A 23,161-nucleotide genomic window follows, 5' to 3' on the forward strand; every position below is an offset into this window, starting at 1 on the left:
TTAATTTTGTGCTGTGGTTTCAACATGGATATCAGTGCCTAAGCGCTGTAAGTATGCAATAAGCGCTACAATTTCTCTGTTTTTCATTTCTACAAAGACTTCACCGTTTTCAACGGCATACTTTTTATCGGCTTCATAAGCTTTTGCGAAATCGGGGTCGTTATGTAGGTTTTCTTCAATTTGAGCACCTTGTTTCAGCATGTTTTCTTGTGCCATGGCGATATCATCTTCGGTGTACGGTACGCCAAGCGAAACCATGGCTTTCATCTTGGCTTCGGTTTGCGATTTGTTCAATTCACTTGATATCAACCAAGGGTAACGTGGCATGATTGAGCCAGATGATGTGCTTTGTGGGTCGTACATGTGGTTAAAATGCCAGTTGTCGGAATACTTTCCTCCAACGCGATGTAAATCAGGGCCGGTACGTTTACTGCCCCAAAGGAATGGGTGGTCGTAAACATATTCACCAGCTTTTGAGTATTCGCCGTAACGTTCTACTTCACTTCTAAAAGGGCGAATCATTTGGGAGTGACAGCCCACACAGCCTTCACGAATGTAAATATCACGGCCTTCCAATTCAAGAGGTGTATAAGGTTTTACACTTGAAATTGTTGGAACGTTTGATTTTACCATAATGGTTGGAACGATTTGAATGATTCCTCCAATTAAAATGGCAACTGTAGCCAATATGGTTAACTGAATAGGTCTTCTTTCTAACCAGGTGTGCCATCCTTCAGATGCTGTGCGTTTGTTCGTTACGCGTTCAAGCGCAGGTGCTTCGGCCAATTCATTTTCAACAGCGCTTCCTTGTTTTATGGTAACAATAACGTTGTAAATCATTATCAACATACCGGTAATGAATAGCGTTCCTCCAATGGCTCGCATCCAGTACATGGGGATGATTTCTGTAACGGTCTCTAAAAAGTTTCCATAGGTTAAAGTACCGTCTGGATTGAATTGTTTCCACATACTGGCTTGTGTAAATCCGGCCACATACATTGGAAGCGCGTACATGATGATACCTAGTGTGCCAATCCAGAAGTGGAGGTTGGCCAGCCCTAAAGAATATAGTTTGGTTTTGAACAGCCTTGGTACTAAATAATAGACCATACCAAATGTTAAGAAACCGTTCCAGGCTAATGCGCCAACGTGTACGTGGGCAATAATCCAATCTGTAAAGTGTGCAATGGCGTTAACGTTTTTTAAGGAAAGGGTTGGCCCCTCGAAAGTAGCCATGCCATATCCTGTAATGGCAACAACCATGAATTTTAAAACAGGGTCTGTACGTACTTTGTCCCACGCACCACGTAAGGTTAAAAGGCCGTTTATCATACCACCCCACGATGGCATTAGTAACATCACCGAAAAGGCAACACCTAAGTTTTGAGCCCACTCAGGTAAAGCGGTATATAATAAATGGTGTGGACCCGCCCAAATGTAAATGAATATCAATGACCAAAAGTGAACAATGGAAAGCCTATAGGAGTATACAGGTCGGTTAGCAGCCTTTGGAACAAAATAATACATCAAGCCCAAAAACGGAGTGGTTAAAAAGAATGCTACGGCGTTGTGCCCGTACCACCATTGCACCAAAGCATCTTGAACACCAGCATAAACCGAATAACTTTTCAGCCCACTAACGGGAAGTTCCAAACTGTTAAAAATATGAAGTACTGCAACCGTAACAAATGTTGCTATGTAAAACCAAATGGCGACATATAAATGGCGTTGTCTTCTTTTTAAAATCGTTCCGATTAAATTCCAACCAAAAACCACCCAAACAACGGCTATGGCAATATCAATGGGCCATTCCAGTTCGGCATATTCTTTAGAAGAAGTAAACCCTAAAGGTAGCGTTATGGCAGCAGCTACAATAATAAGTTGCCAGCCCCAAAAGTTTATTTTACTTAAAACATCGCTAAACATGCGCGCCTTGAGCAAGCGTTGGGTAGAGTAGTAAACGCCTGCAAAAATAGCGTTTCCTACAAAGGCAAAAATAACGGCATTGGTATGAAGCGGACGCAATCTGCCAAAACTAAGCCATGAAATGCCATCGGTTAAATTTGGAAATAAAAACATAAAGGCCAAAAGCAGGCCTACCAGCATTCCTACAACACCCCAAAGCATGGTAGCATACAAGAAATTTTTAACGATTTTGTTATCGTAGTGAAACTGTTCCATTTGTGTGATTTTGATTATTGATCTTTGTTAGTTTGAATTGATTTTTTTGAGTTTTCCTTAACCAGTTCGTCTTCAAAAAGCATGCGTACAGATGGCGTGTAGCTATCGTCAAACTGCCCTTTTTTAACGGCCATAATAAAGGCTAAAAAGAAACCTATGGCCACAATAATACTTATGGCTAATAAAATATATATAACACTCATACCTAATTGAAGTTATGGTTCAAAAGTACTTTCATGGTTTTGCTAAAAAAATGACATTTGTCATGTTTTTGGGTATTATCTTATTTTCTTGCCGACTATATTGGTGGCAATGGTTGTGAAAACTACAATGCTAATTGAGCTCAACGGCATTAAAATAGCGGCGACAACTGGTGCTAATTGTCCGGTTACTGCAAAATAGAGTCCAATGCAGTTATAGATAAAAGAGAGGAGAAAACTCCATTTTATAATTTTTATGGCTGATTTGGATAGTTTTATATAATGGTACAATTGGTTGAATTTTGAGGCATCTAAAATAGCATCGCAAGCAGGCGAAAAAACATTGACGTTCTCAGAAATGGCTATACCTACATCACTTTGTGCTAAGGCTCCGGCATCGTTTAGGCCGTCGCCAACCATAAGCACCTTGGCACCCTCGCTTTGATGGTATTTTATGTATTCCAATTTATCTTCTGGTTTTTGGTTGAAAATAAGTTTTGTTTTAGTGGGCAGTAATTTGGTTAAGTTGTCTTTTTCGCCCGAATTGTCACCAGATAGAATAACCAAGTCGTATTCCTTTTTTAGTTTGTTAAATAGCTTTGAAAGCCCTTTTCGGTAAGCATTGTAAAATGTGAATTTGCCTTTGTAAGTGTTATCGGTACTAACATGAACACTAGTGTTTAGCGTTGAAACATCAGTTAAGCTACCAACAAAATTTGCAGATCCAACTTTTATGTTTTTGTTGTTGTAGCTAGCTTCAATGCCATGTCCCAAATGCTCTTTGTAAGCATCTAGAGTTAAAATATCATGTTCGTTCAAAATGCTATATAAAGAACGGCTTAAAGGGTGGTTTGAGCCACGCAATGTGCTCCTTAATAGAGTTTTCTCCTCTTTACTGAGTGTTGAGCCTTCATAGCTTATGCTTGTTTCTTTGTTGGTGGTAATAGTTCCGGTTTTGTCGAAAATAATGGTATTGATTTTTGAAAGCTGTTCAACAACGGAAGTGTTTTTAAGATAGAATTTCTTTTTACCCAGAATACGTAGCACATTCCCAAGAGTAAAAGGAGCCGCTAACGCAATAGCACAGGGGCAAGCAATGATGAGTACAGAAGTAAATACATTTAATGCTTTACTGGAATCAACCGCCAGCCAAAAAGCAGTAGCAACAATGGCAATGCTAAGAATGGTTAGTGTAAAGTGTTTGCTTATTGTATTGGTTAAATTGGTGAAAGATAATTCTTTGTCACGCTTAAATACATCGTTGCTCCAAAGTTGTGTTAAGTAACTTTGTTCTACCGATTTTAAAACATCGACTTCAATATTGCCGTTAAGTTGCTTTCCACCTGCAAAAAGTTTATCGCCCGATTGTTTAGATACGGTTTTAGACTCACCCGTTACAAAACTATAGTCAATTTGTGCGTTTCCTTTTATCAAAATACAATCAACAGGAATAAGTTCTTCGTTTCTAATTAACAGGCGGTCTCCCTTTTTGATGTCGTAAACCTGAATGGACTCCTCATTGCCTTGGTCGAGGATTTTGGTCACACCAATGGGGAAATACGATTTGTAATCGCGTTCAAAAGATAAAAAAGAATATGTTTTTTGCTGAAAGAACTTACCAAGTAGCAGAAAAAACACTAGACCTGTAAGGCTATCGAAAAAGCCCGATCCCCAATCGAAAATAATTTCGACCGTACTTCTTACAAACAATACCACAATACCCAGCGCAATAGGAACATCAATATTTAATAGACGTGATTTTAAACCTTTATACGCCGAAATAAAATAGCCTTGGGCCGAGTAAAAAACAACCGGCAACGAAAAAAAGAACATGAGCCACCTAAACAAAGGTTTAAATTGTTCGAGCCAAAACTCGCCCATTTCAAAATATTCGGGAAACGACAAAAACATAACATTGCCAAAGGCAAAACCCGCAATGCCTAATTTATAGATTAAACTGCGGTTGACTTGTTTTTTTCCAATGCTATAATCATCTAAGCTTATAAATGGTTCGTACCCAATGCTGCTTAGTAGGGTAACTAGGTTTTTTAACGAAAGGGTTTTTATGTTAAAGTTAATCCTAACCGTTTTCCTGCCAAAATTAACGGTAGTGCTGTTAATTGCAGGGTTAAGCTTGTTGAGGTTTTCCAATACCCAAATACACGAACTGCAATGAATATGTGGAATATAAAGCGTTACTATTTGGGTGTTTTCATCGTTGAATTCAAGAAGTTGATTGACAATCTTTTGATTTTCCAAAAAATTGTATTTGCCTTGAATATCTTTTGGAGTGGCTCCTGGTGCTTGCTGCAAATCGTAATAGCACGTGAGGTCGTTGGCGCTAAAAATCTCGTAAACCGTTTTACAGCCATGGCAACAAAACGACTTGTTGTCAAAAACAATTTCAGACGAAGCGGAATCCAGCCCGCAGTGGAAACATGTGTTATGTTCCATAATATTTGCTCATTTATACCTGGAGCAAAAATCTTAAAACACCTTGTTTTAAAATATGATATTTGTCATGTTTTATTTACTTTTACACAACTTCAATTTTAACCAAAAATGAAATATTTTAACCCTAACACCCAAAGCAATTATTTAACAATAGAGACCAATTCGTTTGGTTTGAAACGGTTTTTGTCTATTTTTTAGCAATTTTAAAAAACCCATATACATGTTCCAAAACGACAAGGATGTTTTTGCCGTTCTTTTTGAGTCGGTTTCAGAAGGCGTAATAGTTGTTGATAGCCAACAAAAAATTGTTGCCGTTAATACCTCGGCAGAGCGTATGTTTGGCTATAACAATCAAGAACTTTTACATCAAAATCTTACTGTTTTAATACCTAAAAGCCATCAAGCAACACATGGCGAGCATGTTGAGGGTTTTATGAAACAAAAGGAAAGTAGGCAAATGGGGCATGGGCGCGACTTGTACGGTGCTCGCAAAGACGGTACTACATTTCCTGTAGAAGCAGGTTTAAACCCATTAGAAATAGGTGGCGAGTCGTTTGTTATGGCTTTGGTAATAGATATAACCATACGTAAGGAGCAAGAGTTGCAATTGCAAGAACTCAACATGCAATTGGAGAAAAAGGTTGAAGAACGCACAAGGACATTAACAAGTACCGTTGAGACTCTTAAAACGGTGAATATACAACGCGATGCCGAGATAAAAAAGCGTATCGAGGCCCAAAATAAAACCAAGGAAGCCCTAAAAAAAGAAAAAGAGCTTAATGAGCTTAAAACTAAGTTTTTGTCATTGGTTTCCCATGAGTTTAAAACACCGTTGAGTGGTATTTTAACGTCGGCCATGTTACTTGGGAAATACAAACTAACCGAACAGCAAGAGAGACGGGATAAGCACATAAAAACCATAACCGATAAAGTGCATTACCTCAATAATATTTTAAATGACTTTTTGTCCATCGAAAAGCTTGAGACAGGTAAAGTAAATTACAGGTTTAGCACCTTTAAAATCAGTAAGGTGGTCAACGAGGTGGTTTATAATGCCAATATGCTTTTAAAAGAGGGGCAAACCATCAACTACCCAGAAAACATTGATGAATACTCATTGTATCAAGACGAAAAAATTATTGAGTTAGCCCTGTCTAACCTTGTAAATAATGCTATTAAATATTCGTCAGAGAACACTTTGGTGGATATAAAAATAAACCAAGGTGAAAAAGAAACGACCTTTAAAATAAAGGACAACGGAATAGGTGTTCCGGAAAAGGACCAAAAGCGTATTTTTAACCGTTATTTTAGGGCAGAAAATGCTTTGTTGACTCAAGGAACGGGTATAGGGCTAAACATAGTAAAAAGTCATTTGGAAAAGCTTGGGGGAACCATTAGTTTTAAAAGCGAAGAAAATAAAGGAAGCGAATTTACATTTGTAATACCAAACAAAGCAAAAGAATGAAAAAAGTATTATTGATAGAAGATGATGTTATCTTACGTGAAAATACCGCAGAACTACTGGAACTCTCAGGTTATCAGTTAATCACGGCTCCCAATGGTAAGGCTGGGGTAGAAGCAGCTAAAGCCAATTTACCCAACATTGTTGTGTGTGATATTATGATGCCTGAGCTTGATGGTTATGGTGTTTTGGAAGAATTGGCTAAAAACGAAAACACCAAACATATCCCTTTTATCTTTTTATCGGCCAAAACAGAACGCAAAGACGTTAGAAAAGGTATGGATTTAGGTGCAGACGATTATATAACAAAGCCATTTGAAGAAGAAGAGCTGATAAGTGCTATAGAAAGCCGGTTGGCAAAAGCAATGATTTTAAGGGAAAGCAATGATGCCAATTCGGAAGTAGAGCAAGAACAGGATGATGAACTTAGAACATTAAACGATTTAAAAAACTTTTTTGATGATAATGGTAAGGAAATCAGTTATAGTAGGGGCGAGGTAATATATGAAGAAGGTCAGCATTCAAACAATATTTATTTAATTTCTAAAGGCTTGGTAAAATGTCACAGGTTAGACGAAAAAGGAAAAGACCTAACCACGGCACTCTATAAAGAAGACGACCTTTTTGGTTATACCTCCTTTACCCAAAATACAATATATCAAGAAACTGCCGCCGCTGTAGAAGACTCTACGTTAATGGCACTGTCAAAAAATGACCTTAAAGATGTGCTCAATACTAATCATACGGTCACTTTAGAGCTTATTCAGCTGTTGACCGACGACCTAATACACGTTAAAGACCAATTGTTAGAAATGGCCTATAGTTCCGTAAAGCGAAGAACAGCTTCAACGATATTGAAGTTTGCCGAAAAACTCAACAGAAAACCAGATGAAGCCATTAGGATTTCCAGAAACGATTTGGCCAGTGTTGCTGGTGTGGCCATTGAAAGTTTAATTAGAACGCTTTCTAGTTTTAAGGATATGGGGCTTATTGAAATTGAAGGCAGAAACATAAGAATCCTAGATATTAACAAGCTGGAAGAAATAAGCTAGGAGCCCTAAAGGTGGCCGAATTATGATTTTGGTCATATTTCATTATACATCATGCTTTTACCTTTGTCCCAAGAAGACAAAGCGCATGAAGAATATTTTGATACCTACTGATTTTTCGGAAAATTCATGGAATGCTATCGTATACGCACTCCAGTTTTTTGATCAGTCGCCGTGTAATTTTTATTTGTTGCATGTAAATACGGTTCGTACTCTCGATACGGCCGAAAATGAATACATGCAAAATAGTGGCATGACTTCAAAAATGCTTACCAAACCTTCTAAAGTTTTTTTACTGGAAACGGTTAGCAGAATTAAGGAGAGTTTTTCTGAAATTCCCAACCATAGGTTTTTTACAATTTCAGACCACAATAACCTTATCGATTCTATGCGCGAGCAGGTTGCTCAGCACAAGATTGATTTTATTGTAATGGGAACCAAAGGTGAATCTGGAGTTAATAGGCTGGCTATTGGATCGAATGCCGGAAATGTAATTACAAAGGTAAAGTGCACAACTTTGGTGGTTCCAGAAAACGCCAAGTATGTTGAACCTAAAGAAATTGCATTTCCTACCGATTTCTCGATTTTTTACCATCCTGATATTTTGCAGCCCATTATAGATATTATTGACCAAAGTAAGAGCGAATTAAGCATACTTAATGTTAATAAAAGTAAATTAGGCTTGAATAAAGACCAACAACGAAATAAGGAATATTTAGACGACTATTTTTCGAACTACAAGCATAGTTTTCACTTTTTAACCGATCAGTATATCGAGAATGCCGTGCAGCAGTTTGTAGACTCTAAGGGTGTAAATTTAATAGCTATGTTGGCCAAAAATTTAAATTATTTTCAACGTATTTTATTTCATCCAGCAGTAAATAAAATTAGTTATTACAAAGATGTGCCTTTTTTGGTATTGCATTAAAAAGCGGAAGTCTTCTTTAATAAATTTATAAATTTTCAACTTCATCAGGGTATGGGAAAATGCGAACATTGTATCATTAAACAGTTTAACGCTTTAAAATCATTAACCAAAGCCGAGTTGGTACGTATTTCTGCGTGCAAAACAACCAAAACCATTAAAAAGGGCGAGGTTATTTTTGAAGAGGGCGAGGTATTGAATGGTGTGTATTGCATAAAAGATGGTATTTGCAAACTTTCAAAATTAAGCGAAAACGGAAAAGACCAAATTGTAAAAATGGTTGTAAAGGGTGAATTGCTGGGGCAGCGTTCGCTAATTTCCGGTGAAAGCTCAAATTTACAAGCTGTAGCATTGAACGATATGGAAGTTTGTTTTATACCTAAAAGTGAAATCATTGCAGATTTACAGAAAAACCCAAAATTTTCGTTTGATGTTTTGCAGGAAATGGCAAGGGATTTAAAACAGTCTGATGATTTTATAGTCAACATGGCGCAAAAATCGGTTAGACAGCGTTTGGCCGAAACCTTAATTTATATACACGATAGCTTTGGTGTAAACCCAGATAATACACTAAGCATATTACTATCAAGAGAAGACTATGCCAATATTGTGGGTACTGCTACCGAATCTGCAATTCGTGTACTATCGCAGTTCAAAAAAGAAGGGCTTGTTTCTACTACAGGAAAACATATTAAAATTAAAAACTTAGAAGGTTTAAAGCAAGCCAAGTAAAAAAACTATTTATGTAACTTTCTGTGGCATAAATAAATCTAATGGTATTTGTTTTTCGAGTTGTATAAAAAATAGTAATTTTATACAGCTATGAAACAAACATACACACTCAAAAAAGGATTTGTTTTTAAAAGCTATCAAGCACCAAATCAATCGCCTTTCGATAAACTTTTCGAAATATTCAAGGAGTTGATAACCCACACTTCGGGTGATTTTGATGAGGCTATCGACTGGCTTCGCGAGTTGGATAAAGAATATAGCTTAACTACGCCGGAATACACTATTGACGATTTTATTGAAGACCTCAAAAAGAAAGGTTACCTGCGAGAAGAAATAGACCTCGATGGCAATGGCGGTTTGGCAATTACCGCTAAAACTGAACGAGCCATTCGCCAACAGGCACTCGACCAAATATTTGGTAAAATAAAACGCAGTGGTCAAGGTAATCACAGAAGCAAAAACCTGGGCGTAGGCGATGAACGTACGGGAGATTTTAGGAATTATCAATTTGGGGATGCCTTGGATAGGGTTTCTATGACCGAAAGTTTAAAAAACGCACAAATAAATCATGGTATTTCCGATTTTACACTATCCGAAAATGATTTAGTCGTAGAGGAAACCCTCCATAAATCTCAAATGAGTACCGTTTTAATGATTGATATCAGCCATAGCATGATACTTTATGGCGAAGATAGAATTACACCCGCCAAAAAAGTAGCTATGGCGTTAGCAGAACTTATCACAACACGTTACCCAAAAGATACCCTAGACATATTGGTGTTTGGTAATGATGCTTGGCAAATAGAAATAAAAGATTTACCCTATTTAAAAGTGGGGCCTTATCACACTAATACGGTTGCTGGTTTAGAATTGGCAATGGATTTACTTCGGCGAAAGCGAAACACCAATAAGCAAATTTTTATGATTACCGATGGTAAGCCCAGTTGCTTGTGTTTGCCAAATGGAGAATATTATAAGGATAGTTTTGGTCTAAATCCAAAAATTACCGGTAAATGTTATATGATGGCGCAGCAGGCCAGAAAGTTACACATTCCAATCACAACATTCATGATAGCCAAAGACCCTTACCTTATGCAATTTGTACGGGAGTTTTCATATGCCAATCAAGGCAAAGCATTTTACACAGGATTAAAGGGCTTAGGAGAAATGATTTTTGAAGATTACGAATCCAATAGAAAAAAGCGTATTAGAGGGTAATTCAGAATAAGAATTCAAGTTTAAAATCAAGAAGTTATTACATCGAGCGTTGTCGAGATGTCCCAATAATTAAAAAAAATATGAAAATAGAAACAATAAAAACCTTTGGTGATTTAAAAAAGTCAGGTTACCAAAGTAAATCGATAAAGGATGAATTGCGAGACAATTTAATCCAAAAAATTAAAAACAAAGAAACCACATTCAAAGGCGTACATGGTTACGAAAACACTGTAATTCCAGAGTTGGAACGTGCTATACTATCGCGCCATAACATCAATCTTTTAGGGCTACGCGGACAGGCAAAAACAAGGTTAGCACGTTTAATGCTGAATTTGTTAGATGAGTATATCCCATATGTACAAGGTTCGGAAATTAATGATGACCCCTTTTCGCCAATTTCCCGTTATGCAAAAAACTTACTAAAAGAAAAGGAAGACAACACGCCAATTGCATGGTTGCATAGAAGTGAACGATTTGCCGAAAAACTGGCCACTCCAGATGTTACCGTTGCTGATATTATAGGTGATGTCGATCCTATAAAAGCGGCCAATTTAAAATTAAGTTATGCCGATGATAGGGTGATTCACTACGGGATGATACCCAGAGCTAACCGCTGTATTTTTGTTATTAATGAATTGCCTGATCTACAAGCTCGTATACAAGTCGCACTATTTAATATTTTACAGGAGGGTGATATCCAAATTCGAGGATTTAAATTGCGTTTGCCTCTCGACATCCAATTTTTGTTTACAGCAAATCCAGAAGACTACACTAATAGAGGTAGTATTGTGACGCCTTTAAAAGATAGAATTGGCTCGCAAATTTTAACGCACTATCCTGTAAATATTGAAACAGCCAAGCTGATTACCCAACAGGAAGCTAAATTGGTTGAAAGCCAAAAGACAGGAGTGAAGGTTCCTGATTTGGCCAGAGACCTATTAGAACAAATTGTTTTTGAAGCCAGAAAGAGTGAGTACATCGATGTAAAAAGTGGTGTGAGCGCCCGTTTAAGTATTACAGCATTGGAAAACCTGTTGAGTACTGCCGAGCGACGTGCACTCCTGAGTGGAGATTCAGAAACAACGGTAAGGCTTTCAGATTTTATAGGTATTATTCCTTCCATTACCGGCAAGGTTGAGTTGGTTTACGAAGGTGAGCAAGAGGGTGCGGTAGTCGTAGCGCAAAACTTAATTGGAGAAGCTGTTAAAAGTTTGTTCCCTAGTATGTTTCCTAAAATTGAAAAACTCCAAAAGCAAAATGAAGAAAGCCCTTATGATGAGGTTGTTTCGTGGTTTTTCAACCATCAAGAAGGTTTTGAACTTCTAGACGATTTAAGCGATAAGGAGTACAAAAGCCTTTTAACATCCATTACGCCTTTAACCGTTTTGTTAAATGAGTTTCAGCCCAATGTTTCAGAACATGATAATTGCTTTGTTAGGGAATTTGTGCTTTGGGGGCTAGTTGAATTTAAACTCTTAAGTAAACACAGATTTTCTGAAGGAACCCAATTTAAAGATCCTTACGGAAGTTTTATTAGCGGCATTTAGTGCATTTTCAATTTACAACTTAAACCCGGTAAAATTTTTAAATCCATATTTAAAACAATCTTATTTTTTTGTTCTAGCAAAAAATAATCTGCATGCTTAAAAATGTAGGTTTTGGCGTAATTTTTCCATATATTAAGCCAATAAACGCAGTTTTTTTGATGGTTTTTGAGCAAAAACGTCGAAAAATTTAAAAAGAAGGTTTTTAACATATGGATAAAGATTTAGTGAAAAAGAGCCCTATAAAGCTCTTATCATTTGATATTGATAATACATTAATTGAATTTCACACCCTAAAAGGTAATTTTACCAAAATTTGGAATAAATACAAGCATGATTCTAACGTCCTGCTAACCTATAACACTGGGCGTCTTGTGGATGATGTTAAAAACCTCATAAAAAAGGGCGTCTTACCAGAACCTGATTATATAATTTCAGGGGTCGGTACACATATATACGATTATCCAAATCAATGTGTTGTAAAGGAGTTTAACGATGTATTGGATGATGGTTGGGATATTGCAGCTGTAGAGAATATTATTCAAAGTATAAACCACCCCATTAGCGAACAGCCCTCAAGATTTCAGCATTCATATAAGAGAAGTTACTTTTTTTATGATGCCACACCAGATCTTATTGACGGCATAGAAAAAGATTTTGCCAACGCCAATATGCACATCAATGTAGTCTATTCAGGTGAGAAATTTTTAGATATTTTGCCCAAATATGCCAATAAAGGAAACGCTTTACAGTGGTTGCTTAAAAAATTAGATATAAAGACCAATGAAACACTTGTAGCTGGAGATAGTGGTAACGATTCGGCAATGTTCGATCTTCAGGATATAAAGGGTATTGTTGTAGCCAATGCCCATGAAGAACTGTATAAGTTCACTAAATACAGACAAATATACCATGCAGAAGGCGAGCATAGCAACGGTGTTATTGAGGGGTTGGTATATTATGGTGTTTTGCCAAATGAAGCACTTGTGGCTATGGAGAAAGACCATTCCGAGGACTTCATCATTCAACAGGAATTAAATACCATCGCTCTTGAGGATGAGGATGAAAAAATAGCATTAATCAAAGAGGGCTACAAAAAGGCAATAGAGGCTTTAAAGAAAAACATTACGCCTTTGGGTTTTTCGGCCTGTTCTATAAAAGATAATGTGCCTAGTGGTACTGATGAAAACTATCACAGTGTATGGGCAAGAGATGGTGCTATAACTGTTATTGGGTCGCTTCCGTTAATTAGGGATAAAGAAATTCATAAATGTCAGCGACAAACTTTAATTACGTTGTTTGAGCACATTTCACGTAACGGACAAATACCGTCAAATGTTAGAATTAAAGATAACGTGCCAGATTATTCGGGAGTTGGAGGTATCTGCTCGATTGATAGTGGAATTTGGGTGGTTATTGCATTCTATGAATACGTAAATGTAACCAAGGATATTGATTTCCTTCGTAAATATATTTCGGATATTAAAGAAACCATGCGTTGGTTAGGTGCGCACGACAGTAATAACGATGCGCTTTTAGAAATACCCGAAGCAGGAGATTGGACAGATTTATTCGGTGGTAGTTATAATATCCTTTACGATGAAATTCTGTGGTACCGAGCCAATGTGTGTTTTGGGCGAATGCTTGAAATGTTGGGTCAATATGAAGAAGCAGGGGAGTATATCAGGTGGTCTCAAGTTATTAAAAAAGAAATTTTACAAAACTTTTGGCCATCCACCCAACAGAAACTTTTTCAATCGGTTTCGTTTGCCGAACGACAATTTACGTTAGGCGATACCTCATATTTAATAGCACAAACTACACCTTTCGATTTTAGTTGGCGTTGTGATGTGTTTGGTAATGTATTGGCCTTTTTGCACGGCACCGTTGATGCCGAAAAAGCACACCAAACTTTTAAATTTATGTTGGGCGTTGGAGTAAATGATCCCTTTCCAGTGTCAAATGTCTATCCCGTGGTAACACCAGGAGATCCAGATTGGAGACCCTATTATACAGTTAACCTGTTAAACTTGCCAAACCATTATCACAACGGTGGTATTTGGCCATTTGTGGGAGGCTTTTGGGTGAAGTTTATAAATAAACTAGGTCTTAAAGATGTGGCCGTTTCTGAGCTCCATAAATTGGCACTTATAAATAAAGAAGGTCTAACCGAAGAATGGGAATTCACCGAATGGGCCCATGGTACTACAGGTAAGGCCATGGGTAAAGCTTACCAGGCTTGGTCTGCTGCACAGTATATTTCTGCTTGCCATCATTTAAAAATAATTAATAAATAACTAAAATAAAAAACTATGAAATCAATTTTAATGATCTCTTTGCACGGATATGTAGGTGCAAATGCCGAATTAGGAAAACCAGATACAGGAGGGCAGGTAGTTTATGTTTTAGAGCTTGCAGAGCGATTTAGTAGGTTAGGAAAGCGTGTCGATTTAGTAACCCGTCAATTTGAGGACCAACCTGAATACGACCACGTAGATGAAAATTATAGTATTTGGCGTATTCCTTTTGGAGGTAAAAAATTCATTAGGAAAGAAGATATGCACGATCATCTAAAAAAGTTTGTAACTAACACTTTAGCGGCTATAAAAAAGGAAAACAAAAAGTACGATATTGTTTACAGCCATTATTGGGATGCTGGTTGGGCAGGACAAAAAATTGCCGAAGAGCTTGGTATTTCCCACGTTCACACCCCCCATTCGCTAGGGTGGTGGAAGCAGCATACCATGGGAAGCGATATGGACGAAAAGGAAATGGAGAAAAAATACCGTTTTAAAGAGCGTATACGCAAAGAGTATTTTGTTTATCAAATGTGTAATTACGTGATTGCAACCACCTTACCTCAAGTTGATTTACTTACGCAGCAATATGATGTTTTACCTCGTAATTGTGGTATGATTCCGCCGGGTATTGACGAAAACCGTTTTTATCCGGTACCATCAAAAGAAAACGATAAAATTCGAGCCAAATATGATATTCATCCCACCGATATTTTGGCATTGGGAAGAATGGCACACAATAAAGGGTATGATTTATTGTTACAGGCCTTGCCAACTGTATTCGAACTTTGTCCGGAAGCCCGTTTGGTAGCAGCCATTGGCGGAGACCAGTCTGCACAAGATGATAAAGGGGTTGCCGGTTTAAAAAAATTAGCTGGAGAACTCGGTGTTTCGGATAAAATTACTTGGAAGAATTATGTGGCCGATAAGGATTTGGCCAATGTGTACCGGGCAGCCAATATTTTTACCATGCCATCTCGGTACGAACCTTTTGGAATGGTAGCTATTGAAGCAATGGCTTGTGGTACGCCAAGTGTGGTTACGGTTCATGGTGGACTTTACGATTTAATTGATTTTGGAAATCAAGCGCTTTTTGCCGATCCTCACCGTCCCGTTGAATTTGGAGCTATGATGTCGATGCCATTACAATACCCTAGATTACGAAATGAGCTTTCTGTGGAAGGTGCTAGATTTGCTCGTAGAAATTTTGGCTGGACGGGTATTGCAAAACGTATCTTGGCAATATTCAACAGTTCAATTAACCAACAATCAATGGAATCAAGTATTTATACAAGTTAAATATTATACGTTTCTAGATTTTATATTTTCAGCGCATAATCGAATAATTTCGATTATGCGTTTTTTTCTTGTAATTTCACGTTTTGCCTGGTTTAGCCAGTAGAGATAGCTTTTTCGGTATGAAGGCGCAAAACTTTTGTAGTTATTGTAGGCTGTTTTGTTCTTGTCGAATTCCGTTTGTAAATCAGAAGGGATAATACCGTTTTCAACATCATCCAAGGTATTCCAGCTTCCATTTTGTTTTGCAGTTTCAACACATTTCAAACCGCTTTGGGGCATCAAATTTTCCGCATTCAAAGCTTTTATGTATTTTTTGTTTAAAGCGCTCCACACACTTTTTTCGTTTCTCGGAGTGAAATATTGGCGTCGCTTTCCATTGCCCAAACTTTTTACGGTAGAATCTATCCACCCGTAGCATAAAGCAACTTTTACAGCTTCTTCCCAGCGCATACTATCATTTTTATGGTCTAACTTATAGAAAATTAAATAAACCCCATTCTGCTTGGCGTGGTTTTGGTGTAGCCAGTTGCGCCAACCACTATCAGTAAAATATAATTCTGGTATTTTGGTCAAGGGTTAAAGTTTTTTATACTCGATATAAAAATCTGGGGCGATTTTAAAATTATCGATTTTATCTTGAAATGTTTCAGTATTCCAATCAGCTTTTGGAAATAGCCATTGTCCCGTTCCGTTTACGGCAATTTGAATGGGCATATCGAAGTTGTCAACAATATTTGTCCAACGGTATTTTAGCTTGTTTTTTTTAATCTCGTACTCTAAAGTTGGGATTTTTACTGTTCTCAAATACTGGTTAAAGAATGCAGTTAAATCAATTCCGGTTTCAGATGATAAAAAATCTTCAATGTGTTGGGATGTTACTGTTTGATGATAGAATGTGATATTCAGTTTTCTTAAGATGGAGCGCCATTTTTCATCATCATCAATAAGTTGTCTTAGTGTGTGAAGCATGTTGGCGCCTTTAAAATACATGTCGTCAGAGCCTTTGCTGTTAACGTTGTATTCTCCAATTATAGGCCTGTCGTTTAAAATATTTTGGCGTGTTCCAATAACGTATTCTGAAGCGGCTTTTTTTCCGTAATAGTAATCTAAAAACAGATTTTCGGAATAGGAGGTAAACCCCTCATGTATCCACATATCGGCCACATCTTTGTTGGTTATACTATTGGCAAACCATTCGTGGCCAGATTCATGGATAATAATGAAATCGAATTTTAAGCCCCATCCCGTACCCGAGAGATCGGTACCTAAATATCCATTTCTATACTGGTTTCCATATGTAACGCAACTTTGATGCTCCATGCCCAAATAAGGCACTTCAACCAGTTTAAAGCTATCTGCATAAAACGGATATTGCCCGAACCAATGCTCGAAAGCTTCCATCATTTTAGGGGCATCGGTAAACTGTTTTTTTGCCTTTTCTAAATGGTCTCTTAGGACATAGTAATTCATATCTAAATTACCCGCCATACCGTCGTAAACCTCAGAAAAGTTAATGTAATCCCCTATGTTTATGCTAACGGCGTAATTGTTTATGGGATTGGAAACAAACCATCGGTACGTTTTGGTATCTCCAAATTGTTCAACACTTCTAAGCCTTCCATTTGAAACATTTATTAAACTTGAAGGCACATTAACGCTTATCTGCATACTGTCTACCTCGTCGTACATATGGTCTTTACAAGGCCACCATACACTGGCGCCCAAACCTTGGCAAGAAGAGGCTATGAAATGATTACCGTTGGTGTCTTTTTCCCAGGTGATACCGCCATCCCAAGGTGCTCTTACGGCTTCTTTGGGGTGTCCTTCATAAAATAATTCAATGCTTTTGATATCGCCAATATTTTGATTTTCAACAAGTGTTATAAAATGGGCATTATCATTGTGCTTTATTTCTAAATTTTTACCATTTTGAACAGCTTTCAATAATTGCATTGGAGGCTGTAAATCAATTTGCATAACAGATTGATTGTTCAACACTTTGTAGTTCATGGTGTTTTTACCCGAAATGAATTTTCTATCGGGACTGACTTTCATGTCTAGGTCATAATAGGTTAAATCCCACCATTCGCGTTCTGGAGTAATGCTTCCTCTCAAGGTATCTTGCATTGTAAAATGGGTTCTCTCATCCAGGAGGCTCTGTGCCTTAGCCGAAAAACAAAAAAATGCAAGTAAAAAGTGTAGTAAAAGGAAGTGAAAGTTCATTTTTATAATTTCGAGTAAATTAAGCAAAAAGCTTCTTAAGTTTTTGTTAAATCTATTTGTAGAATTTATTGAAAATTAAAACGCCTCGAAATATAGTCAAGGCGTTTTTAAAATTGAGTTAGTCACTCTGCTTAGAAGCAGTATTTATTTTCATTAATTACTTTTTGTGCTATAATATGCCTCAATTCTATAATATTAGGCATGTTTACATATTTTATATAGCGCTTAAGCCCCATAAGCATCATACGTTGTTCGTCTCCTTTAGAAAACGAAATTATCGAGTGTTTCCCTGCAGTTTCAATGACATCGATAGCATGGAACAGGTTGAGTTTGGCCATAGCTATTTGCTCTTTTACCTTGTCTTCGCCTTCCTTTTTTGCCATTTTTTCGGCACGGAGTATAGCAGATTCGGCCAAGTAAATTTGAATTAAAATATCGGAAGCCGCTAACATAAGTTGCTGTTGTTTTTCTATTTCCTCACCGTACTTTTTAAGTGCAGCACCTGCAACCATCAAGAACAGTTTTTTCAGGTTTTTTACAATGCTTTTTTCTTCTGAAAATAATTCTGAGAAGTCTTTAGGTTCAAACGACGGGATGCCAACCAATTCTTCGGCGACTTCTTGTGCTGGTGTTAATAGGTCAACGTGGCCTTTCATGGCTTTTTTAATAAGCATGCCAATGGACAGCATTCTGTTAATTTCGTTTGTTCCTTCGTAAATTCTAGAAATCCTGGCATCGCGCCACGCCGATTCTATTGGGGTGTCTTCCGAAAAGCCCATACCACCAAAAATTTGAATACCTTCATCGGTACAGTTTTGAATAAACTCAGAAACAGCTACTTTCAAAATTGAACACTCAATGGCATATTCTTCAACACCTTTCAGTTCTGCTTCTTGGTCTGAGTCTTTGCCGTTATTTTTTCTAATGGTAATACGGTCTTCAATGTTTTTGGAAGCCCGATAAGTTGCTGCTTCGCCTACCCAACAGTTGGTTGCCATTTCTGCTATTTTTTGACGGATAGCACCAAAACTTGAAATAGGTGTTTTGAATTGAATACGCTCGTTGGCATATTTTATCGACTCTGTAATAGTGCGTCTTTGTGCATCTAGACAGGCGGCAGCCAATTTAATTCTGCCTACGTTTAAAGCGTTCATGGCAATTTTAAAACCATTACCTCTTGTTGAAAGCATGTTCTCAACAGGAACTACGGTATCGTTAAAAAATACCTGCCTGGTTGAAGAGGCACGAATACCTAATTTGTGTTCTTCTTCGCCCAGCGTAATGCCATTAGGGTTTTCTGGGTCGTATTCAACAATAAACCCGGTAATATATTTATCATCTTCAATACGGGCAAAAACAATCATCAAACTGCAGAATCCTGCATTAGAGATCCACATTTTTTGTCCAGTTATTTTATAGGATTTTCCGTCATCCGAAAGCACAGCTTTGGTTTTTCCAGAATTGGCATCACTGCCCGCGCTGGGTTCGGTTAAACAATAAGAACCAAACCATTCTCCAGTAGCTAATTTAGGAACGTATTTTTGCTTCTGCTCTTCGGTTCCGTATAAAGTAATGGGTAAAGTGCCAATACCAGTATGTGCACCAAAAGCCGTACTGAAAGAACCTGTAGCACCAGAAATATAGTCGCAAACCAAAACGGTATCGACAAAGCCCATTCCCATGCCGCCATATTCTTCAGGAACGGCAATACTTAAAAACCCGAGTTCGCCTGCTTTTTCCATACAAGATTCGGTAAGAGCGTAATCTTTTTGTTCAAATTGCGCCTTCTTGGGCCAAATTTCCCGGTCAACGAATTCGGTTACGGCTTCTTTCATCATTTTTTGATCTTCATTGAAGTCTTCGGGAGTAAATATGTCTTCGCAGTCAATTTCTTTTACTAAGAATTGTCCGCCGCGTAAAATGTCCTTTTCTTCCATAGTTTTTTAAGATTAATAGATTCAATTAGTCTTATTTCTAATTTAAAAATTCAAAAATACCACATGCACCTTGGCCTGTTCCAACGCACATGGTAACTGCACCATACTTTCCTTTCATGTTGCGTTGGCGCATTTCGTCGAATAATTGAACGGAAAGCTTTGCGCCCGTACAACCAAGCGGATGCCCCAATGCAATAGCTCCGCCGTTTACATTTACGAGGTCGGGATTTAAATTCAATTCTCGAATAACAGCTATAGATTGTGATGCAAAGGCTTCGTTAAGTTCTATAAGTTCTAAATCGTCTTGTTTTAAACCTGCCAGTTTCAATGCCTTAGGAATCGCTTTTACAGGACCAATACCCATAATTCGGGGTTCTACCCCAGCAGCGGCATAATTTACTAATCTTGCAATAGGCTCAAGATTGAGTTCTTTTACCATGTCCTCGCTCATAACCATAACAAAAGCAGCACCGTCACTCATTTGTGAAGAATTACCAGCGGTAACACTTCCGCCTTGAGCAAAAACAGGTTTTAGTTTTGCTAAAGCTTCTAAGTTTGTGCCTTTTCGTGGACCTTCATCTTTGGTGACCGTGTAATTTTTTGTTGCTTTTTTTCCATTGGAATCAATATAGGTTTCTTCCACCTCTATAGGAACGATTTGCTTTTGAAAACGGTCTTCTGCCTGTGCTTTTAAAGCTTTCATATGCGAATTATAAGCAAATTCGTCCTGGTCTTCGCGTGAAACATTAAACTGGTTGGCTACAGCTTCAGCCGTATTGCCCATTCCCCAATAATAATCGGGGTGTCCTGCTTTTACGGTGTCATAATTCAATTCTGGCTTAAAGCCCGTCATGGGTACGGCACTCATACTTTCGGCTCCACCGGCGATAATACAAGAGGCCATTCCCGCTTGAATTTTTGCTGTGGCCACACCTATGGTTTCTATTCCAGATGCACAGAACCTGTTTACAGTTACACCGGGTACATCGATACTGTCCAATCCAATCAGTGAAATAAACCGCGCCATATTCAGACCTTGTGAACCTTCGGGCATGGCATTTCCAACAATGACATCATCAATGCGGGATTTGTCAAAACCTGGTAACTCCTTCATCATATACTGTATGGTTTCGGCTGCCAATTCGTCTGTTCGCTTAAAACGAAAAACACCCTTTGGAGCTTTGCCAACAGCAGTTCTGTATGCTTTTACTATATATGCTTGTTTCATTTTTTAATTTCTTAATGGTTTTCCTGTTTTTAGCATGTGTTGGATGCGTTCTAAAGTTTTACGTTCTGTACACAAACTCAAGAATGCTTCACGTTCTAGGTCCAATAAATATTGTTCGCTCACCAAGGTAGGCTCCGATAAATCGCCACCAGCCATTACGTAGGCTAGTTTGTTGGCAATTTTATGGTCGTGTTCGCTAATGTAATTGGCAGCTTCCATGGAGTCGGTACCGACCAAGAACATGCCCAATGCCTGTTTTCCTAAAACCTTAACATCGGTGCGTTTTATAGGTTGCGTGTAGCCAGCTTCTGCCAATAGCTTGGCATGTGCTTTAGCGGTAGCAATCTGTCTGTCTTTGTTTACAACTATAATATCTTTTCCTTTTTGAAGCACACCTAAATCAAAAGCTTCATAAGCTGAGGTAGATACTTTCGCCATACCAATAGTTAGAAAATATTCCTGTAAAACATTGAGTTCAACATCACCTTTCCTAAAAGTGTCTGATGCGCGCAGAGCCATTTCTTTCGAACCTGCTCCTCCGGGAATAACACCAACCCCAAACTCAACCAATCCCATGTAGGTTTCGGCTGCTGCGACAACCTTGTCAGCGTGCATTGAGAGTTCGCAAGCACCGCCCAACGACATGCCGTGAGGCGCAGAAACCGTTGGAATTGCCGAGTAGCGCATGCGCATCATGGTGTCTTGAAAATATTTGATGGCACCATTGAGCTCGTCATATTCCTGTTCAACGGCCATCATAAAAATCATACCGATATTGGCACCAACTGAGAAATTGGCGCCTTGGTTGCCGATAACCAATCCCTCGAAATCTTTTTCTGCGATATCGATAGCTTTGTTTAAACCAGCTAGCACATCACCGCCGATGGTATTCATTTTACTTTGGAATTCGCAATTTAAAATGCCATCGCCCAAATCTTCAACAACAACACCGTCATTTTTGAATACCGCTTTCGACTGCCTTATGTTATCTAATATAATGAAGGCATCTTGTCCGGGTACTTTTTCTTGTGATTTTGAAGGTATATCATAAAAGTAAGTGGCGCTTTCTTTAATAGTGTAAAAAGACGAATTTCCAGCAGAAAGCATATTGTTTACCCATTTGGCAGGTTCTAATCCTTCTGCTTTTATAAGGTCGATACCTTTTTCAACACCAATGGCATCCCAGATTTGGAATGGGCCATGCCCCCAGCCAAAACCAGCTTTCATGGCATCGTCTATTTTATATAGTTCATCTGAAATTTCAGGAATTCGATGTGACACATAAGCAAACAATGCAGCAAACGTTTTTCGATAAAATTCGCCAGCTTTATCTTTTCCTGAGATAAGAATTTCAAACCTATCAATAACCTTATCAACCGATTTAGTCAACTCCAAAGTGGCAAACTTTGCTTTTTTAGAGGATCGGTATTCTAAGGTGTTGAGGTCGAGCGACAGAATTTCGCTTTTTCCGTTATCACCTTTAATTTTTTTATAAAAACCTTGCCCAGTTTTGCTGCCGTACCATTTGTTTTTCATCATGGTATTGATGAAATCGGGCAGCTTAAATAATTCTATGCGCTCGTCGTCTTTGCAATTTTCAGCAATACCATTGGCTACATGCACCAAAGTATCTAAACCAACGACATCTACAGTTCGGAACGTGGCCGATTTTGGCCTGCCAATTACCGGTCCCGTGAGCTTGTCGACTTCTTCGATGGTCAGATCCATTTCCTTAACCGTATGGAACAGGCTCATAATGCTAAAAATACCAATTCGGTTTCCTATGAAGGCCGGAGTGTCTTTTGCAACTACTGAGGTTTTTCCTAAAAACTGTGCGCCATAACCATTTAAGAATTCTAAAACTTTGGCATCTGTTTTTGGGCCAGGAATGATTTCAAATAACTTTAAGTAACGAGCTGGATTAAAAAAGTGGGTACCACAGAAATGTTTTTGAAAATCTTCGGTTCGCCCTTCACTCATAAATTTTATTGGAATCCCAGAGGTGTTGCTCGTAATTAATGTTCCGGGCGTTCTGTGATTTTCAAGTTTTTCAAAAACCTGCTTTTTTATGTCAAGGCGTTCTACTACCACTTCCATGATCCAATCGACATGGGCCACCTTGGCAATATCGTCTTCTAGATTTCCAGTGGTGATTCTACTTGCAAATTTTGGGTGGTAAATAGGAGAGGGCTTTGATTTTAAGGCAGATGCCAAAGCATCGTTTACTAATCGGTTTCTCACTACTTTATCATCTAAGGTTAAACCTTGTGCTTTTTCTTTATCGTTTAGTTCTCTCGGAATAATATCCAATAGCAGGACATCTACGCCAATATTGGCAAAATGACATGCAATACCGCTACCCATAATTCCGGAGCCTATAATGGCTACCTTTTTAATTCTTCTTTTACTCAT

Annotated in this window: 16 protein-coding genes; 8 read left to right on the forward strand and 8 right to left on the reverse strand. The window is 38.1% G+C overall.

Annotated elements, in window-relative coordinates; translation table 11 throughout:
* The 3 genes from ccoN to GSB9_00102 form a co-directional block, all read right to left on the reverse strand.
* The gene (gene ccoN / locus GSB9_00100; GenBank protein ID UKM63557.1) at positions 1–2,181 is read right to left on the reverse strand and encodes a cytochrome-c oxidase, cbb3-type subunit I; all 2,181 of its coding nucleotides are present in this window, start codon (positions 2,179–2,181) and stop codon (positions 1–3) included.
* A gap of 14 nt (positions 2,182–2,195) precedes the next feature.
* Positions 2,196–2,384 carry a cbb3-type cytochrome oxidase assembly protein CcoS gene (ccoS, locus tag GSB9_00101; GenBank protein UKM63558.1) on the reverse strand — a complete coding sequence of 63 codons (189 nt, stop codon included), beginning with the start codon at positions 2,382–2,384 and terminating at the stop codon, positions 2,196–2,198.
* 75 nt (positions 2,385–2,459) lie between these two features.
* The gene (locus tag GSB9_00102; protein ID UKM63559.1) at positions 2,460–4,835 is read right to left on the reverse strand and encodes a heavy metal translocating P-type ATPase metal-binding domain-containing protein; all 2,376 of its coding nucleotides are present in this window, start codon (positions 4,833–4,835) and stop codon (positions 2,460–2,462) included.
* 220 nt (positions 4,836–5,055) lie between these two features.
* On the opposite strand from GSB9_00102, the gene GSB9_00103 reads away from it, so the two are divergent.
* The 8 genes from GSB9_00103 to GSB9_00111 all read left to right on the forward strand — a co-directional run bounded on the left by GSB9_00103 (position 5,056) and on the right by GSB9_00111 (position 15,361).
* Positions 5,056–6,300: a PAS domain-containing sensor histidine kinase gene (locus GSB9_00103; protein ID UKM63560.1), complete on the forward strand. Its 1,245-nt coding sequence runs from the start codon at positions 5,056–5,058 to the stop codon at positions 6,298–6,300.
* Positions 6,297–7,349, forward strand: coding sequence for a response regulator (locus GSB9_00104; GenBank protein ID UKM63561.1), 1,053 nt, complete (start codon positions 6,297–6,299; stop codon positions 7,347–7,349). Before GSB9_00103 ends, GSB9_00104 begins: the two co-directional genes overlap by 4 nt.
* Positions 7,350–7,434: 85 nt before the next feature.
* Positions 7,435–8,274: a universal stress protein gene (locus tag GSB9_00105; GenBank protein ID UKM63562.2), complete on the forward strand. Its 840-nt coding sequence runs from the start codon at positions 7,435–7,437 to the stop codon at positions 8,272–8,274.
* Between the two features lie 51 nt (positions 8,275–8,325).
* The gene (locus GSB9_00106) at positions 8,326–9,003 is read left to right on the forward strand and encodes a Crp/Fnr family transcriptional regulator (protein UKM63563.1); all 678 of its coding nucleotides are present in this window, start codon (positions 8,326–8,328) and stop codon (positions 9,001–9,003) included.
* A 90-nt stretch (positions 9,004–9,093) separates the two neighbouring features.
* Positions 9,094–10,221, forward strand: coding sequence for a VWA domain-containing protein (locus GSB9_00107; protein ID UKM63564.1), 1,128 nt, complete (start codon positions 9,094–9,096; stop codon positions 10,219–10,221).
* 80 nt (positions 10,222–10,301) lie between these two features.
* Positions 10,302–11,768: a magnesium chelatase gene (locus tag GSB9_00108; protein UKM63565.1), complete on the forward strand. Its 1,467-nt coding sequence runs from the start codon at positions 10,302–10,304 to the stop codon at positions 11,766–11,768.
* A gap of 209 nt (positions 11,769–11,977) precedes the next feature.
* Positions 11,978–14,062 carry an HAD-IIB family hydrolase gene (locus GSB9_00110; protein ID UKM63567.1) on the forward strand — a complete coding sequence of 695 codons (2,085 nt, stop codon included), beginning with the start codon at positions 11,978–11,980 and terminating at the stop codon, positions 14,060–14,062.
* Between the two features lie 15 nt (positions 14,063–14,077).
* Positions 14,078–15,361 carry a glycosyltransferase gene (locus GSB9_00111; protein UKM63568.1) on the forward strand — a complete coding sequence of 428 codons (1,284 nt, stop codon included), beginning with the start codon at positions 14,078–14,080 and terminating at the stop codon, positions 15,359–15,361.
* 3 nt (positions 15,362–15,364) lie between these two features.
* Here GSB9_00111 and GSB9_00112 read toward each other — a convergent pair whose 3' ends face one another.
* From GSB9_00112 to GSB9_00116, 5 genes are all read right to left on the reverse strand, one after another.
* Positions 15,365–15,934: a YdeI/OmpD-associated family protein gene (locus tag GSB9_00112; GenBank protein UKM63569.1), complete on the reverse strand. Its 570-nt coding sequence runs from the start codon at positions 15,932–15,934 to the stop codon at positions 15,365–15,367.
* A 3-nt stretch (positions 15,935–15,937) separates the two neighbouring features.
* The gene (locus GSB9_00113; GenBank protein UKM63570.2) at positions 15,938–17,488 is read right to left on the reverse strand and encodes a M1 family metallopeptidase; all 1,551 of its coding nucleotides are present in this window, start codon (positions 17,486–17,488) and stop codon (positions 15,938–15,940) included.
* Positions 17,489–17,715: 227 nt separating this feature from the next.
* Positions 17,716–19,521 (reverse strand): acyl-CoA dehydrogenase family protein, encoded by a 1,806-nt coding sequence (locus tag GSB9_00114; GenBank protein UKM63571.1) that lies wholly within the window; start codon positions 19,519–19,521, stop codon positions 17,716–17,718.
* A 37-nt stretch (positions 19,522–19,558) separates the two neighbouring features.
* The gene (locus GSB9_00115; GenBank protein ID UKM63572.1) at positions 19,559–20,749 is read right to left on the reverse strand and encodes an acetyl-CoA C-acyltransferase; all 1,191 of its coding nucleotides are present in this window, start codon (positions 20,747–20,749) and stop codon (positions 19,559–19,561) included.
* Between the two features lie 3 nt (positions 20,750–20,752).
* Positions 20,753–23,161, reverse strand: a complete 2,409-nt coding sequence (locus GSB9_00116) for a 3-hydroxyacyl-CoA dehydrogenase/enoyl-CoA hydratase family protein (protein UKM63573.1) — start codon at positions 23,159–23,161, stop codon at positions 20,753–20,755.

It is taken from the genome of Flavobacteriaceae bacterium GSB9, from assembly GCA_022749295.1.
Taxonomy (GTDB): domain Bacteria; phylum Bacteroidota; class Bacteroidia; order Flavobacteriales; family Flavobacteriaceae; genus Flavisericum.